The organism is Variovorax sp. BGA-UO-ETr-C22 (genome assembly GCF_059567965.1).
This window is the reverse complement of record NZ_JCAQPA010000009.1, coordinates 527,479-542,944: the sequence shown is the minus strand read 5'-3', so window position 1 is coordinate 542,944 and position 15,466 is coordinate 527,479. Positions and strand designations below refer to the sequence as shown.

Genomic DNA, 15,466 nt, shown 5'->3' with positions numbered 1-15,466 from the left:
TCACAGCCCCAGCTGCGTGAGCGCCCAGGCCACCGTGCCCAGCTGCATCACGTTCAGCACCATGCCCGCGATGTGGAGCTTGCGGAACTGCACGATCGACGTGTCCGTGGCCGGGATCGTGTGGCGCAGCAGGTCCATGCGAGGAATGATGAGCCAGCGGCGCAGCGCGAAGGCCAGGCCGGCAATGAGGGCCATGCCGACCGCGAAGAAGGGCTTGCCGCACCACGCATAGCTGAGCGCCGCCGCGCTCGCGGTGAGCACCACGGCCACGTAGTACACGTTGAACAGGCCGCGGATGAAGCGCGAATCCAGCGGGGTGTCGTGCGAGAGCACGAGCAAGGGCAGCGAGCCCATCATGAAGAACCCCATCCAGACCAGCAGGATGACGGTCGCCATGAGCGCAACGACGATGGGAAGCATCTTTGAAAACCCTCCGCGGCGCGCAAGCATACGCCCGGGCAGGCGTGGCGTCTCTCGGCGCTTACACGGCGCGTGCGGCGGCCGGCACCCGCGCCCCGCCATCGGCCACCAGCGCCGCGCCGGTCACGAACGAAGCTTCGTCGCTGGCCAGGAACAGGCAGGCGGCGGCCATCTCCTCGGGCGTGGCCATGCGGCCCAGCGCGATGCGCGCCACCGTCTGCGCGCGCGCGGCGTCTTCGTCGATGCCGCGTTCGGCGGCCAGGTCGCGCATCTCCTGGCGACTCATCGGCGTGTCGACCCAGCCGGGGCACAGCGCGTTCACGCGCACGCCCTGCGGGCCGTAGGCCTGCGCGGCCGAGCGCGTGAGCGCGACCACGCCGGCCTTGCTGGACGCATAGCTGGCCATGCCGGCGCCGGCGTTGAACGCCGCGACCGAGGCGATGTTGACGATGGCGCCGCCGCCCTGCGCCACCATGCCGGGCAGCACGGCGCGCTGGCAGCGCATGGTGCCGCCGAGGTTGACCTCGTGCAGGCGGTGCCAGTCGCCGTCGTCGATGTCGGCCGCGTCGTCATTGCGCACGATGCCGGCGCAGTTCACCAGCACGTCGATGCGCCCGAACGCGGCCTGCACCGCGGCCACGGTGGCGCGCACCGCCGCGTCGTCGGTCACGTCGCAATCGAAGGCCGGGCCCTCGCCCACCGGCTGCGGACGCGGCCAGCCGGCCACCGCAACGCGCGCGCCCTCGGCCGCGAAGCGCGCGGCCACGGCGGCGCCGATGCCCGTCGCTGCACCGACGATGAGGCAGGCCTTGCCGTGCAGGCGCGCGCTCATGTGGGCTGCTCCGCGAAGAACGGGCTTTCAGGCAGCGTCGAGCCGCCATCGACCACGATCGTCTGCCCCGTGATGTAGCGCGCCGCCGGGCTCGCCAGGAAGCGCATCGCGTAGGCGATGTCTTCGGGCCGGCCCAGTTCGCCGGCCGGGATGTGGCGCGCGATGCGCGCGGCCTTCGCGGGGTCGGACAGCAGCGAACCGCCCTGCTTGGCGATGTAGCCTGGCTCCACGCCGTTCACGGTGATGCCCTCGCGGGCGTACTCCAGCGCTGCGGTGCGGATGAAGCCGTTCACGCCGGCCTTGCTGGCCGCGTAGTGCGCGCTGCCCGGCATGGCCACGCGCGGCCCGGTCACCGACGAGGTGACGAGCAGCCGCCCGCCGCCGCGCGCGCGCAAGTGCGGCACAGCGGCCTGCGTGAGCCAGAAGCAGGCCTTGAGGTTGACGGCCAGCGTGTGCTCCAACTGCTCGTCGGTCATCGCATCGATGGCGGCCCACGGATTCACGGCCGCGTTGTGGACCACGATGTCGAGCGCGCCGAACACGCGCACCGCCTCGGCCACCGCGCGCTCGGCCTCGTCGCGCCGGCCGATGTCGCAGGCCATCGCCTGCGCCGCGAAGCCTCGCGCACGCAGCTCCGCCGCCACGGCCTCGCCCGCGCTGCCGGTGCGGTTGGCGATGAGCACCGAGGCACCGGCTTCGGCGAACACCTGCGCGATGGCCGCGCCGATGCCGCGCCCGCCGCCCGTGACCAGCGCGACCTTGCCCTGCAGGCCGAAGAGATCGGGCGTGCTCATCCCTTGCACTCCCGCACGAACTCGGCGAAGGCCGCGTTGTGCTCGTCGACCTCGCGCTCGGTGGTGCCGGGGCAGCACAGCATCATGTTGTGGAAGGGCGTGATGAGCACGCCGCGGTTCATCATGTACAGGTGCAGCAGCGCCTCGAGCTCGCCGTCGCGCGTGCGGCGCACGTCGCTCGCGTTGCGCGGCGCGTCGGCGCAAAAGAGCGTCTCCACGCGCGCACCGACCTGCGTCGCATGCCACGGCAATCCCGCGGCGGCGATGCTGGCGTTGACGCCTTCGGCCAGGCGCTGCGCCAGCACCAGCATGCGATCGAAGGCCTCGGGCGTGAGCACCTGCGAGAGCACCGCGCGCATCACGGCCACGGTGAGCGCGTTGCCCGCCAGCGTGCCGCCGAAGCCGGCATGCGCCGACTGGCGCTTCGTGGGGTGCAGCTTGGGCAGCACCTGCCAGACGCGCTCGGCGGTCTCGACGCTGAGGCCGAAGGCCGCGGCGGGAATGCCGCCGGCGATGGCCTTGCCGATCACGAACATGTCGGGGTCGAGCCCGTGCTGGCGCGTGTAGCCGCCGGGGCCGCTCGAGATGGTGTGCGTCTCGTCGATGACCAGCAGCGTGCCGGTCTCGCGCGTGAGGCGGCGCAGCGCGTCGTGAAAGCCGGGCGCGGGCGCGATCATTCCGTAGTTGGTCATGGCCGGCTCGGCCAGCACGCAGGCCACGTCGCCGGCGCGCAGCGCGCGCTCCAGCGCGGGCACGTCGTTGAACTCGACCACGGCCGACAGCTGGTCGTGCGGAAATCCGTTGGGGTGGATGTCGTTGCGCATCGCGACGGCGCCGTCGCGCAGCTCCACATGTGCCTCTTCCACCGAGCCGTGGTAACAGCCCGAGAACACCAGCACGCGCGGCCGGCCCGTGACCATGCGCGCCAGGCGGATGCAGGCGCGGTTGGCGTCCGAGGCCGAGGTCGTGAGGTTCCAGTACGGCAGGCCGAAGCGGCGCGACAGCTCTTCGCCGACCCAGGCCGCGTCGTCAGTCGGCAGCATCAGCGAGCTGCCGACGCGCGCCTGCCGCGTCAGCGCCTCGACCACCGCCGGATGGCCGTGGCCGCACATGCCGCCGGTGTCGCCCAGGCAGAAGTCGGCATAGCCGTTGCCGTCCACGTCGACAAAGCGCGCGCCGTAAGGCAGCTGCGCGTCCTGCACGTACAGCGGCCAGCCGCCGATCCAGCGGCGCATCCAGTGCGAGGGCGCGCCGTAGAGCCAGGCCTGCTGGCCCTGGGCAAAGCGTTCGCCGCTGCGCGCGTGGGTGCGCGCATAGCGCGCCTGTTCGGCCTGCATCAGGGCCTGCACGCGCTCGCGCGGCACGGTGGGTTCGAAGGTCGGGGTCATCGGGAACTCGGTCAGGAAGAAAGAGAGGAAGAAACGCCCAGCATCGAGAGCGCCTGCGCATAGCTCGCGCCCGGATGCATCACGTCGAAGTGCACCGTGCGAAGGCCCACGCGCTGCGCGCCGGCGATGTTGCGCAGCTGGTCGTCGACGAACACGCAGGCCTCGGCGGGCAGGCCGAGCTGGTCCAGGCACTGCTGGTAGGCGCGCGCATCGGGCTTGAGGATGCCGGTGTGCGTGGCGTCCACCACCACGTCGAAGGCGCTCATGAAGGGCAGGCGCTGGCGAAAGCCCGCGCCGTAGAACAGGTCGAGCTCGTTCGACAGGATGGCGAGCCGACAACCGGCGCGCCGCGCCGCCTCGATGGCCGCGAGCGCCTCGGGGCGGATGGCGGCCTCGGGGTCGGCGCCGCGCGCGCGCTGCACGAAGGTCTCCATGCGGTCCCAGCGTTCGCCGACCAGCGCGCCCACTTCGCGCGTGCGTGCCATCCAGTAGTCGCGCTCCGAGAGCTTGTCGGCCTGCATGTCGCGCCACAGCGGATCGCTCGCGAGGTCGAAGGGACCGCGCCAGGTGAGCGTGCCGCGCGGCAGCGACAGCGCTTCTTCGGTGAGCGCGTGGGTCTCGAACAGCGTGCGGCTGATGACGCCGCCGAAGTCGAGCACGAGGGCTTGTGCGGCGGGGCTCATGCTCGGCTCCCTGCGGGTACGGTGCCGTCGGCCACCCAGGCGTCGAACACGCGCAATGCGGCGTCGCAGAAGGCGCTGTCGTTGATGTGCGCGTCGAGCTCGACAAGCCGCGCCGGGTCGACGCTGCCGCGCAGCGCTTCGGTGAAAGCGGCGAGGCCTTCGGGGTCGTGCAGCGGCTCGCCGGGCCGGTCCCAGCCTTCGATGCCTTGCAGCGGCATCAGCAGGCAGGTGGCGCCCTCGGCGCGCGCGAGGCGGCGCGCAATCTCGGCGGCCACGCCACGGCGGAACGCGGGCGCGCTCAGCGCCGAGGCCAGCAGCCGGTTGTGGATGTGCGTGGGCCGGCCTTCCAGGCCTTCGGGCGTGGACTGCCAGGCCGGATAGTCGAGCATGTCGATGGCGCCGGGCGCGACGATCTGCGGCGTGCCCGCGCGGCCGGCGCCGAGCAGGCGATCAGGCCCGGCCGTCACGCACGAGCCGCCGAGCTGGTTGGCCAGCTCCTGCAGGCTGAAGTCCATCACCGCGCAGAAGCGGCCCTCGGCGGCCAGCGCCTCGAAGGCGCGCCCGCCCATGCCAGTGGTGTGGAACACGGCGACTTCGTAGCCGCGCGCTTCGAGCGCGGGCTTGAGCGTCTTCATGTAGGTGAGCGCGCTGGAGCCCAGCGAGGTCATGCCCACCAGCGGCTTCTCGAAGGCCGGCACGCAGGCCTGGCGGCAGGCGCCGAGCACCGCACCCGCGGCCTGGCTCAGGGCCGAGCGGCACAGGCTGTTGAGGCCGTAGAGCCCGCCGGCCCACAGCACCATGATGAGGTCGGGCGGAATGCGCTCGGGCGGCAGCAGGTGCGAGTAGGCGATGGTCGACACCAGCACCTTCGGCACGCCCAGCGGCAGCGCCTGCGCCACGTCGAGCGCCAGGTCGGTGCCCATGGTGCCGCCCAGTGCGAGCAGACCGTCGATGCGGCCCTCGGCCTGCCAGCGCGCGGCGAGCCTGGCGGCGCCGCGCGCCATCAGCGTCATGGCGCTGTTCTCGTCGCCGCTGGCCGCTACTTCGGCGACGGTCTTTCCGGCGGCGGCGGCCACTTCGGTGTTGGGAATGTCGGGCGTGAAGGGCGCGCCGTCGAGCACGCCCACGTCCATCACGACGACGCGGCCACCGCCGGCCTCGATGCACTCGCGCATGAACAGCAGCTCGGCGCTCTTGGTGTCGGCGGTGCCGATCAGCAGGATCGTGGGCGCTCGGCTCACAGCGTCGCTTCCACGTCGGCGAACGCACCTTCGAGCGCATCGACCATGAAGTCGACCTCCTCGCGCGTGATGACCAGCGGCGGCGAGAGGATGAGGTTCGGCCCCGAGATGCGCACCATCAGCCCGCGTTGGTAGGCCGCCTGCGCCACCTTCGCGGCGATCGGGTTGCCGCGCGGCAGCGTGGCGCGCGTGGCCTTGTCGGCCACCATCTCGATGCCCAGCATGAGGCCCATGCCGCGCACGTCGCCGACGAAGCTGAACTTGTCGACGAAGGGCCGCACGCGCGCCTGGAAATGCGCGCCCACGCGCGCCGCGTTGCCAGGCACGTCGAGCGCCTCGATCTGGTCCAGCGTGGCGAGTGCGGCGGCTGCCGCCACCGGGTGCGCGCTGTAGGTGTAGCCGTGGCCCACCGCGGCCTGGCCCGTGGGGTCGTTGAGGAAGACCTCGGCCACCTTGTTGCCGATGGCGGTGGCGCCCAGCGGCACGTAGCCCGACGAGATGCCCTTGGCCAGGCACCACAGGTCGGCCTTCACGTTCCACAGCCGCGTGCCGAACATGGCGCCGCCACGGCCGAAGCCGGTGACGACCTCGTCGGCGATGAGCAGCACGCCGTACTTGTCGCAGATCTCGCGCACGCGCGGCCAGTAGTTGGGCGGCGGCACGATCACGCCGCCCGCGCCCTGGATCGGCTCGGCGATGAAGGCGGCCACGGTGTCGGGCCCCTGGAACTGGATCTCGCGCTCCAGCAGCGTGGCGCAGATCTCGCCGAGTTCTTCCGGGTCCTGCGTGTAGGGGTTGCGGTACAGCCACGGCGTGTCGACGTGAAAGCAGCCCGGCAGCAGCGGCTCGTAGGCGCGGCGGAAGTTCAGGTTGCCGTTCACGCTCATGCCGCCGAAGTGCACGCCGTGGTAGCCCTGGCGCAGCGCAATGAACTTGAAGCGGTCGGCCTGGCCCTTGAGCTTCCAGTACTGGCGCGCGAGCTTGAGCGCGCCCTCCACCGCGTCGGAGCCGCCGTTGCTGAAGAACACGGCGGCCACGCCGTCGGGTTCCATGGTCTTGACCAGGCGCGCCGACAGCTCGATGGCGCGCGGGTGCGTGGTGCCGCGGAACACGTTGTAGAAGGGCAGCTCGTCCAGCTGCGCGACGATGGCGTCGCGCACGGGCTTGTTGCTGTGGCCCAGGTTCGCGGCCCACAGGCCGCCGACGCCGTCGAGCATCTTGTGGCCGTCGACGTCCCAGATCCAGCAGCCCTGGCCGCGCGCAATGATGTCGGGCTTGGTCTTCTGCATCGCCTGCGGATGCGCCATGGGGTGCCACAGGTACTGGGCGTTGTCTTGCTTGAGCGCCGCCACGGCGGCGGCTTCTTTCGTTGTCATGCAGGTCTCCGGAAGTATGGGGTGTGTGCTCAGGACGGCACGCCGACGGTGAGGGTCTTGACCTCGGTGTAGTGCAGCAGGCCCTCGGCGCCCATCTCCTGGCCGATGCCGCTTTCCTTCCAGCCGCCGAAGGGCATCTCTGGCTGCGAGACGCCGAAGTGGTTGATGCCGACCATGCCGGCCTCGAGCGCGTCGCCCAGGCGGTGCGCGGTGTGCAGGTCGCGCGTGAAGGCGTAGGCGCCCAGGCCGTAGGGCAAGGCGTTGGCCTGGGCGATGGCTTCGTCGAGCGTGTCGTAGGGCTGCAGCACGGCGATGGGGCCGAAGGGCTCCTGGCGCATCACGCGGCTGTCGGCGGGTGCGTTCGCGATCACGGTGGGCTCGAAGAAGAAGCCGGGGCGCTGCACGCGGTGGCCGCCGCACAGCAGCTGCGCGCCGCGCTCCACGGCGTCGTCGACAAAGCGCTGCATGTCCTCGATGCGGCGCGCGTGCGCGAGCGGGCCCATCTGCGTGGCGGGGTCGGTGCCCTCGCCCAGGCGCAGTGCGCGCGCGGCCTGGACGAAGGCCTCGCTCCATTCGCCGAAGCGCGCGCGCGGCACGTAGAAGCGGATCGGCGACGCGCACACTTGGCCCGCGTTGCGGAACTTGGCGGCCAGCGACTGCTTGAGCGCGAAGGGAAAGTCGGCGTCGTCGCACACGATCACCGGCGCGTGGCCGCCCAGTTCGCCGGTGAAGCGCTTCACATGCCGCGCCGCCTGCTCGCCCAGCAGCTTGCCCACGGCCACCGAACCGGTGAACGACACCTTGGCGATCGCCGGATGGTCGATGAGGAAGGACGACACCTCGGCCGGATCGCCGCACACCATGTTGAGTGCGTCGGGCGGCACGCCTGCATCGAGAAAGGCGCGCACCAGCAGCATGCAGGTGCCCGGCGTTTCTTCCGCCGGCTTGATGACCACGCTGCAACCTGCGGCCAGTGCGCTCGCGAGCTTGCGCGCGGGCAGGTTGGCCGGAAAGTTCCACGGCGTGAAGGCCGCCACCGGCCCCACGGGCTGGCGCATCACCGACTGCGAGAGGATGCCCTCGACGCGCGGCGGCACGAGGCGCCCGTACAGGCGCTTGGCCTCCTCGGCCTGGAAGTCGATGATGTCCGCCGACAGCGTGACCTCGCGCAGCGACTCGGCCAGTGGCTTGCCTTGCTCGAGGGTGAGCACGTGCGCAATCGTCTTCGCTTGCGCGCGGATGTTCTGCGCGGCGGCGCGCAGGATGTTGCAGCGTTCGAGTGCGCTCTTGGCGCGCCACTGCACGAAGCCGCGGCGCGCGGACGCGGCCGCTTCGGCGAGTTCGTCGCGGCCGGCCAGCGGCAGCTGCGCGATGGTGGCTTCGGTGGCGGGATTGACGACCGCGCGGCGGCCGCCGGCGGTCTGCGTGCGCCATTGGCCGGCGATGTGCAGTGCGAGTTCGGGGTAGTCCATGCCCTGCACGATAGGGAGCGAGCCCCTTGCCGCGTTATCGAAAACTGGCAAACCTCGCGCGGCCTCGTGCGTGACGCGCAAAGGCCTTCCTATACTGTCCGCGCCGATCTTCTTTCACGACGCCTCCACGCCACGACCTCACCGTGCCCCGTTCACGCACCCCTTCCCGGCCCAGCGCCAAGCCCCTGCCCAAGGCACGCAGCAATGCCGCGAGCGCCCCGGCCTTCGACCTCGAGACCTTCCTGCCCTTTCAGCTCTCGGTGGTCGCCAACCGCGTGAGCCAGACGGTGGGCCAGTCGATTGCCAGCCGCTTCTCGCTGCAGATTCCGGAGTGGCGCATCGTCGTGGTGCTGGGCAAGTACGGTGCGCTCTCGGCGCTCGAAATTGCACAGAAGACGAGCATGGACAAGGCCCGCGTGAGCCGCGCGCAGCACCGGCTGGTGGACCTGGGCCTGGCCAACATGCACCCTTCGGCCGACGACCGCCGCAAGGTCATCGTGTCGCTCGAGGAAGAAGGCCTGGCGCTGTACCGCGACATGGTGCCGCTGGCGCACGACACCGCGCAGCGCCTGTTTTCGCAGCTCACGGCCGACGAGCGCCAGGTGCTGCAGACCATCGTGCAGAAGCTGTTCGACAGCACCACCGGCTTCGAGCCCAGCGGCGAGCTCGAATAGGCCACGGTCGGGTGGCTTAGGGGTTTGCCCTGTCACTTTAAGATCGTTGTCAACGAAACAATCTGGTCTGGAGATTGCTTCCGGCACGGGTCTTCGCACCCCTGCCACCGCTTCGCCGGACCGCCATGACCAGCCAGACCGCCTCCGTTCTTCCTGCCCCCGCCCCCATCGTCGCGACGCGCTGGACCCTGTCCACGCACGACATCGACGCCTACGCCAGCGGCCAGAACGGCTGGCACCTGGCGTGCGACATGCTCTCGGGCGGCAGCTTCGCCGGCTTTCTCGACCACGTGCAACTGCCCGGCCTGCGGCTGGTGCGCGAGACCACCAACCGCGCGCTGCGCCAGCACGGCGAGATGAACCCCGACTGCTGCGGCTTCGCCCTCACCTGCCGGCAGGACGGCGAGGCGCGCTTCTCGGGCCAGCGGCTGGACACCGAGTCGGTGATGGTCGGGCGCTGCGACGAGCTCGACCTGTGCAGCCCGCCGGGCTTCGAGCTGACGGGCATCGTGGTCGACAACGCGCTGCTGCAGTCGCTCACCGAACGCCTGAACGACCGCGCGCCGCCGGCCTGGCTCGAACGGCGCGTGGTGCTGCACTTCGACGACCCCACCATGCAGTCGCTGCGCGGCACCCTGCGCGGCGCCTTCAGCGCGCTCGACGCGATGCCCGGCCTGCTCGACGACCCCGTCGCCACGGTGCAGCTGCGCGACGACGTGCTGCTGGCGTGGCTCAACGCCTTGCCTGAAGACGTCGACCTGCGCGAGCTGCGTTCCACCGAGGCGCACCGCCGCGTGGTGCGCCGCGCCTGCGAGCTGATGATGTCGCGGCCCGACGAGCCGCTGTCGATGCTGCAGGTGTGCAGCCGCATCGGCGCGAGCCAGCGCAAGCTGAACTACTGCTTCCAGGAAACGCTGGGCCTGAGCCCCGCGCGCTACCTGCGGGCGCTGCGCCTGAACGGCGTGCGCCGCGCACTGAAGCGGCCCGAGTCGCGCTCGGTGCAGGACATCGCGGCGCACTGGGGCTTCTGGCACCTGAGCCAGTTCGCGACGGACTACCGGCGCCAGTTCGGCGAACTGCCCTCGCAGACGCTGCGCGGCGCGGCGCTCACGAGGCACTGATCCGGTGCACGGGTCGAGGGGAATCCCTCGGTTTTCGGGGCGTCAGTTTTGCCGTTTTTTGATACCTGCTTGCGGAGGCGGTCGCTATCGTTGACCGCCATATGTCCGCCACGCTGCCACCCCTTCCCAGCGCCCGTTCGCTCGCCGCCGCCCTGCAACGCCGCGAGCTCTCGTGCCGCGAACTGATGCAGACCTGCCTTGCGTGCATCGACCGCTTCAACCCGCAGGTCAACGCGTTGGTGTCGCTGCAACCGCCCGAGGAGATGCTGCGCCAGGCCGATGCCTGCGATGCCCAACGCGCGCGCGGCGACGCGGTGGGCCGGCTGCACGGCTTCCCGATGGCGCCGAAGGATTTCGTCGCCACCGCCGGCCTGCCGACCACCATGGGCAGCCCCGTGTTCGCGAAGCAGGTCACGCCGCACGACGCGATCATGGTCGAGCGCCTGCGCCGCGCCGGCGCCGTGTTCGTGGGTCGCAGCAACACGCCCGAGTTCGGCCTGGGCTCGCACACCTACAACACGGTGTTCGGCACCACGCGCAACGCATGGAACCTCGACCACGCGGCCGGCGGCAGCAGCGGCGGCGCCGCGGTGGCGCTCGCGCTGCACATGCTGCCGGTGGCCGACGGCAGCGACATGATGGGCTCGCTGCGCAACCCCGCGGCCTGGAACCACGTCTACGGCCTGCGCCCGTCGCTGGGCCGCGTGCCCACCGGGCCGGGGCCGGAGCTGTTCTTCCAGCAGCTGGGCTGCGAAGGGCCGATGGGCCGCACGCCCGAGGACGTGGCCTGGCTGCTGTCGGTGCAGGCCGGCTACGACGCGCGCTCGCCGCTGAGCCTGGCCGGTGACGGCGAGGCCTTCGCGCAACCGCTCGATGCAGAGTTGCGCGGCAAGCGCATCGCCTGGCTCGGCGACCTCGGCGGCCACCTGCCGATGGACCCGGGCGTGATGGCGCTGTGCGAATCGGCGCTGCGGCATTTCGACACGCTGGGCTGCAGCGTCGCACCCGCCGTGCCCGCCTTCGACTTCAACGCCCTGTGGACCGCCTGGCTGCGCCTGCGCGGCTTCATCGTGGCCGGCGCGCTGCGCGGGCTGCATGCCGACCCGGCCACGCGCGCGCAGCTCAAGCCCGAGGCTTGCTGGGAGATCGAGCAGGGCGAACGCCTGAGCACCGCCGCGCTGCATGAGGCGGCCGTCACGCGCACGCAGTGGCATGCCGCGCTGCTGCAGCTCTTCGAACGCTTCGACTTCCTGGTGCTGCCGGCCGCGCAGGTGTTCCCGCTGCCGGTGGACGTGCACTGGCCGCGCGAGGTCGGCGGTCGCGCCATGGACACCTACCACCGCTGGATGGAAGTGACCATCGGCCCCTCGCTCGCCGGCCTGCCCGCGATGGCGATCCCGGCCGGCTTCTCGCAGGCCGAGGGCACGCGCGGCCTGCCGATGGGCCTGCAGCTCATCGGCCGCCCCGGCGCGGACCTCGACGTGCTGCGCATGGCGCACGGCTGGCACCAGGCCGTGCCCTTCGCGAACCTGCAGTCGCCGCTGCTGCTGCAGCCGTAGCAACAACAAGCCCCCCTGTTTCCCGTACTCCGACACATCTCACACAACCCGAGGAGAGAACCCATGCGCAGACGTTCGCTGATTGCTGCCGGCCTGGCCGCCGGCCTGTCCCCCATCGCCCTGCCCGCCCTGGCGCAGGGCCTGGGGGGCAAGACCCTGAACCTGATCGTGCCCTACCCGGCGGGCGGCGGCTCCGACATCAACGCGCGGCTGGCCGCGCCCGAGCTGTCGCGGCTGCTGGGCCAGCCGGCCATCGTCGACAACGTGCCCGGCGCCAGCGGCTCGCTCGGCGTGATGAAGGCGGCCAACGCGCCGGCCGACGGCTCGGCGCTGCTCGTGGGTTCGCCGATGGAGCTGATGCTCACGCCGCTCACGCTCGGCAGCGCGCGCTACAAGGCCGAAGACTTCCGGCCCATCGGCGTGATGGCCGTCACCTCGATGGTGCTGCTGGCGCGCAAGGACCTGGGCGCGGGTAGCGTCGACGAACTCATCGCGCTCTTGCGCCGTCCCGATACGAAGGAGCTGAGCTACGGCAGCATCGGCCCCGGATCGCTCTACCACCTGCTGGGCGAGCGCTTCATGCAGCAGACGGGCACCAAGATGCTGCACGTGCCCTACAAGGGCTTCGCGCCGCTGGTGAACGACCTGCTGGGCGGGCAGATCGACCTGGTGTTTGCGCCGCTGGCCGGCAACGTGCCCGACCTGCTGGACGCCGGCAAGGTCAAGGCGCTGGGCATCGCGGCCTCGGCGCCGCACGAGCGCTTCACGGCCATTCCGCTGATCCGCAACAGCAAGGGGCTGGACGACTTCGTCTACAGCCTGTGGGCAGGCATCCAGGTGTCGCACCGCGTGCCCGAGGAGGCGCAGCAGCGGCTGCACACGGCCTTCAACCAGATGATGCTCAAGCCCGAGCTGCGCCGCGCGCTGGAACTCGGCGGCAGCAAGGTGGCGCCCGAACAGACGTTGGCCGAGCTGCGCCGCGGCTACCAGGCCGACATGGAGCGCTACCGCGCCATCGCCAAGTCGGTCAACCTGCGGCCCGAATGACATCCGCGGGCACGGGCCCGCGTTTTGCCAGTTTTCGATAACGCCGCGGCGGCGCGCAGAGAGAGGATGCGGACCTGTCCATCCTTCATCCGCCAAGGAGAACCTCCATGTCCGCCGACCTTTTCCCCGCAGCCTCCGGCGCCCTCACGCGCCGCCAACTCGTCATCGGCGGCGGCGCGGCCGCGCTGGCCGGCGTGCCTGCGCTGACGCATGCGCAATCGAAGACGATCAAGATCGGCTACCTCACCACGCTGTCGGGCGTTCGCGCCAACTTCGGCGAGGCCGACCCGTGGAGCCTGGAGCGCGTGCGCGCCACGCTGAAAGACGGCCTGACCATCGGCGGCACGACCTACAAGGTGGAGATCGTGGTGCGCGACACGCAGTCCGACGCCAACCGCGGCGCCACCATGTCCAGCGAGCTTCTGCTGCGCGAGAAGGTCGACCTGCTGCTGGTGCAGGACAGCGACGCCGCATTGGCCGCCGGCCAGCTGTGCGACGTCAACGGCGTGCCGATGGTCTCGACCATGGGCCCGTGGCAGGCCATCACCTTCGGGCGCGGCTCGACGCCGCAGAAGGGCTTTCCGTTCTCCTTCCATTTCTTCTGGGGCGCCGACGACGTGCTGAAGAACTTCTTCGGCATGTGGGAGCCGCTGAAGGTGGAGCGCACGCTGGGCACGCTGTACATCGACAACGGCCCGGGCCACGCCTTCGCCGATCCGGCCACGGGCATCCCGGGCGGCGCCAGGCAGCGCGGCTACAAGGAGACCAACGGCGGCTTCTTCAAGATCGCGACCGACGACTTCAGCAACCAGGTTTCCAGCTTCAAGGCGGCGCGCGCGAACATCGTCTCGGGCTTTGCCTACGCCAACCACTTCGCCACCTTCTGGAAGCAGGCGCAGCAGGCAGGCTACCGGCCCGAGGTGGTGACGATGGCCGCGTCGTTCCTGTTCCCCAGCGCAGTGGAGTCGCTGGGCGCCGCGGGCAACGGCATGTCGACCGAGGTCTGGTGGACGCCCAACTTCCCGTTCAAGTCGTCGCTGACGGGCCAGAGCGCCAAGGCGCTGGCGGCCGACTGGGAGGCCACCACCGGCAAGCAATGGACGCAGCCCATCGGCTACGGCCATGCGCTGTTCGAGGTCGGCATTGCCGCATTGAAGAACGCCACCAACCCGAAGGACAAGAAGGCCGTGCGCGATGCGCTGGCCAACCTGCAGCTGGATTCGGTGGTGGGACGCATCGACTTCAAGGGCAGCCCGATCAAGAGCGTGGCCGTCACGCCGATGGTGGCGGGCCAGTGGCGCAAGACCAAGGCGGGCAGCAAGTTCCCGTACGAGCTGGTCATTACGCACAACAGCACCGCGAAACAGATTCCGGTGGAAGACGAGCTCAAGCTGCTGTCGCAGCTGAAAGCTGCATGAGCGATTGCCTCGTCATCGACGGCCTGTGCAAGCGCTACGGCGAGATCGTCGTGGCCGACCAGGTGGCGCTCTCGCTCGCGCGCGGCGAGTGCCTGGGCGTGGTCGGGCCGAACGGCGCGGGCAAGAGCTCGCTGTTCAACCTGATCACCGGCGTGGCCGTGCCCGATGCCGGCAGCATCCGCCTCGAAGGCCGCGAACTCGTCGGGCTGCGCGCCGATGCGCGGGCGCGGCTGGGCGTGGCGCGCGCCTTCCAGATCCCGCAGCCCTTCGCGCATTTGAGCGCCTACGAGAACGCACTGGCCGCCGCCACCTTCGCCGCGCGGCTGCCGCGCGCACAAGCCGCGCGCCAGGCCTGGGCCGTGCTGGAGCGCACCGGGCTCGCCGACCGCGCCGACGTGCCGGCCGGCCGCCTGCCGCTGCTGGACCGCAAGCGCCTCGAGTTGGCCAAAGGCCTGGCGGCGCGGCCGCACCTGCTGCTGCTCGACGAGATCGCCGGCGGCCTCACCGAGGCCGAGGTGCAGGTGCTGGTGGCGCTGGTGCTCGAGCTCAAACAGGACGTGGCGATGATCTGGATCGAGCACATCGCGCAGGCCTTGATGGCCGTGGCCGACCGGATCATGGTGCTGAACTTCGGCCGCAAACTGCTGGAAGACACACCCGCCGCCGCCATGGCCAGCCGCGAGGTGCGCGAGGTCTACATGGGCGTGGGCGACGAAGACACTTTGCAGGAGAGCACCCATGCCGCTGCTTGAAGTGCGCGACCTGTGCAGCCACTACGGCGACCTGCAGGCGCTGTTCGACCTGTCGCTCGACGTGGCGGAAGGCGAAGCCACCGCGCTCATTGGCGCCAACGGCGCGGGCAAGTCGACGCTGATCCGCGCCATTGCCGGGCTGGGCTCACGCAGCCGCGGCGCCATCCGCTTCGACGGCCAGGCCATCGAAGCCGAGCCGGCCGAGCGCATCGCACGCCGCGGCATCGCGCTGGTGCCCGAGGGGCGGATGCTGTTCCCCTCGCTCACCGTGGAAGAGAACCTGCGCATGGGCGCGCTGTGCGGCCGTACCGGCCACTGGACGCTGCCCACCGTCTACGCGCTGTTCCCCATCCTGCAGGAGTTTCGCCACCGGCCGGCCACGCAGCTGTCGGGTGGGCAGCAGCAGATGGTGAGCATCGGCCGCGCGCTCATGGCCAACCCGCGCCTGATGCTGTGCGACGAGATCTCGCTGGGCCTGGCGCCCGTGGTCATCGAGCAGATCTACCGCGCCTTCGGCGACATCCGCGCGCAAGGCACGGCGCTGCTGGTCGTGGAGCAGGACGTGACGCGCGCCTGCCGCATCGCGCAGCGCGTGTACTGCCTGCTCAAGGGGCGCGTCACGCTGGCGGGCCGCGCATCGGACTTCAGCGCCGCGCAGATCGCCAACGCCTACTTCGGACACTGAACAC

Annotated in this window: 15 protein-coding genes; 7 read left to right on the top strand and 8 right to left on the bottom strand. The window is 70.8% G+C overall.

The window, feature by feature from the left end; all coding sequences use genetic code 11:
- The 8 genes from AC57B8_RS12050 to AC57B8_RS12015 form a co-directional block, all read right to left on the bottom strand.
- On the bottom strand, positions 1-420 hold the full coding sequence (locus tag AC57B8_RS12050) for a hypothetical protein (RefSeq protein WP_369644955.1): 420 nt from the start codon (positions 418-420) through the stop codon (positions 1-3).
- 61 nt (positions 421-481) lie between these two features.
- Complete coding sequence (locus tag AC57B8_RS12045) at positions 482-1,252, bottom strand: SDR family NAD(P)-dependent oxidoreductase (protein ID WP_496479720.1); 771 nt, start codon at positions 1,250-1,252, stop codon at positions 482-484.
- Entirely contained in the window at positions 1,249-2,046 is a 798-nt protein-coding gene (locus AC57B8_RS12040; RefSeq protein ID WP_159278765.1) for an SDR family oxidoreductase, read from the bottom strand. The genes AC57B8_RS12045 and AC57B8_RS12040 overlap by 4 nt, the downstream gene beginning before the upstream one ends.
- Complete coding sequence (locus tag AC57B8_RS12035; protein WP_496479719.1) at positions 2,043-3,434, bottom strand: transaminase; 1,392 nt, start codon at positions 3,432-3,434, stop codon at positions 2,043-2,045. The genes AC57B8_RS12040 and AC57B8_RS12035 overlap by 4 nt, the downstream gene beginning before the upstream one ends.
- Before the next feature lie 11 nt (positions 3,435-3,445).
- The gene (locus AC57B8_RS12030) at positions 3,446-4,117 is read right to left on the bottom strand and encodes an HAD-IA family hydrolase (protein ID WP_496479718.1); all 672 of its coding nucleotides are present in this window, start codon (positions 4,115-4,117) and stop codon (positions 3,446-3,448) included.
- On the bottom strand, positions 4,114-5,358 hold the full coding sequence (locus tag AC57B8_RS12025; protein WP_496479717.1) for a Tm-1-like ATP-binding domain-containing protein: 1,245 nt from the start codon (positions 5,356-5,358) through the stop codon (positions 4,114-4,116). Before AC57B8_RS12025 ends, AC57B8_RS12030 begins: the two co-directional genes overlap by 4 nt.
- Positions 5,355-6,734, bottom strand: a complete 1,380-nt coding sequence (locus AC57B8_RS12020; RefSeq protein WP_496479716.1) for an aminotransferase class III-fold pyridoxal phosphate-dependent enzyme — start codon at positions 6,732-6,734, stop codon at positions 5,355-5,357. The genes AC57B8_RS12025 and AC57B8_RS12020 overlap by 4 nt, the downstream gene beginning before the upstream one ends.
- Before the next feature lie 29 nt (positions 6,735-6,763).
- Complete coding sequence (locus AC57B8_RS12015) at positions 6,764-8,206, bottom strand: NAD-dependent succinate-semialdehyde dehydrogenase (RefSeq protein WP_496479715.1); 1,443 nt, start codon at positions 8,204-8,206, stop codon at positions 6,764-6,766.
- Positions 8,207-8,349: 143 nt separating this feature from the next.
- Between AC57B8_RS12015 and AC57B8_RS12010 the strand changes: the two genes are divergently transcribed.
- From AC57B8_RS12010 to AC57B8_RS11980, 7 genes are all read left to right on the top strand, one after another.
- Positions 8,350-8,880, top strand: a complete 531-nt coding sequence (locus tag AC57B8_RS12010; RefSeq protein WP_159278771.1) for a MarR family winged helix-turn-helix transcriptional regulator — start codon at positions 8,350-8,352, stop codon at positions 8,878-8,880.
- Between the two features lie 125 nt (positions 8,881-9,005).
- Positions 9,006-10,001 carry a helix-turn-helix domain-containing protein gene (locus AC57B8_RS12005; protein WP_496479714.1) on the top strand — a complete coding sequence of 332 codons (996 nt, stop codon included), beginning with the start codon at positions 9,006-9,008 and terminating at the stop codon, positions 9,999-10,001.
- Between the two features lie 101 nt (positions 10,002-10,102).
- Positions 10,103-11,560, top strand: coding sequence for an amidase (locus AC57B8_RS12000; RefSeq protein WP_496479713.1), 1,458 nt, complete (start codon positions 10,103-10,105; stop codon positions 11,558-11,560).
- Positions 11,561-11,623: 63 nt separating this feature from the next.
- Positions 11,624-12,607, top strand: coding sequence for a Bug family tripartite tricarboxylate transporter substrate binding protein (locus tag AC57B8_RS11995; RefSeq protein WP_496479712.1), 984 nt, complete (start codon positions 11,624-11,626; stop codon positions 12,605-12,607).
- 107 nt (positions 12,608-12,714) lie between these two features.
- Positions 12,715-14,025, top strand: coding sequence for an ABC transporter substrate-binding protein (locus AC57B8_RS11990; protein ID WP_496479711.1), 1,311 nt, complete (start codon positions 12,715-12,717; stop codon positions 14,023-14,025).
- A complete protein-coding gene (locus AC57B8_RS11985) occupies positions 14,022-14,777 on the top strand; it encodes an ABC transporter ATP-binding protein (protein ID WP_062477694.1) in 756 nt (251 codons plus the stop codon). The genes AC57B8_RS11990 and AC57B8_RS11985 overlap by 4 nt, the downstream gene beginning before the upstream one ends.
- Complete coding sequence (locus AC57B8_RS11980; protein ID WP_495302213.1) at positions 14,764-15,462, top strand: ATP-binding cassette domain-containing protein; 699 nt, start codon at positions 14,764-14,766, stop codon at positions 15,460-15,462. Before AC57B8_RS11985 ends, AC57B8_RS11980 begins: the two co-directional genes overlap by 14 nt.
- The last annotated feature ends 4 nt before the right edge of the window (positions 15,463-15,466 follow it).